1 protein-coding gene is annotated in these 811 nt (G+C 29.5%); it reads right to left on the bottom strand.

The window, feature by feature from the left end; all coding sequences use genetic code 11:
* Nucleotides 1–597: class I SAM-dependent methyltransferase (locus GQX97_RS12825; RefSeq protein WP_157152261.1), on the bottom strand; the 597-nt coding region annotated here is incomplete at its 3' end.
* Between the last annotated feature and the right edge of the window lie 214 nt (nucleotides 598–811).

Below are 811 nucleotides of genomic sequence, written 5' to 3'. Positions count from 1 at the left end.
GCCGTCATTTTTACTTAATAATTCATCTAATAATTTTTTATCTTTTAATGGATTAAATGGAAGTTTGTATTTAATCTCTTTACTATTTTCATCAAATAAAAAGTTAATTCCATTATCAAGCCCAGACATAAGCCTGCCACCTTTTTTTAATACTCTATAGCATTCACTCCATATATGAGAAACATTCTCTACATAACAATTAGAAACAGGATGAAAAATCAAATCAAAGCTTTCATCTTCAAAAGGAAACTTTTTTGTCATATCATATTTTATGGCGTTTATATTATAATTTTCTCTTTTTGACACAAATATATCATTATCTATCTGTTTTTGAGAATAATCTATTAATGTGCATTTAGCTCCCAAAGCTGCAAATATTGGCATCTGCTGACCGCCTCCAGAAGCAAGCCCCAATACATTTTTATTTTCCAAATTTCCAAACCATTCTTTAGGAACATTTTTAGTTGGWGTTAAAAGCATRTCCCAYTTTCCAKTTTTAGCTTCTAGAAACTTCTTATGGGTAATAGGCACACCCCATACCCAACCATCTTCAACCCATTTATCTATAGTTAAAGAATTAATTTTTGTATAATCCATATAAGACCTTATTATTAGATTATTACTATATTATRAAATTTATTGCTTTGTGAAAACTCCGCTTTTTCCGTCTGCCTGAACATTTGCTGTAGTATCACTTGTAAATACAAGATCAACTGTAAAAGTTTTACCAGCAACTGTTGTACTTGCTGAATAATGACTATCGCTATGTTTTGTTATTAAAGCTGCTGGAATAGTAATATTATCATATTTT

Source organism: Brachyspira sp. SAP_772 (assembly GCF_009755885.1).
In the GTDB taxonomy this organism is placed as follows: Bacteria; Spirochaetota; Brachyspiria; order Brachyspirales; family Brachyspiraceae; genus Brachyspira.
The sequence above is the reverse complement of the archived record's forward strand: the minus strand, read 5'-3'. Positions and strand labels throughout refer to the sequence as shown.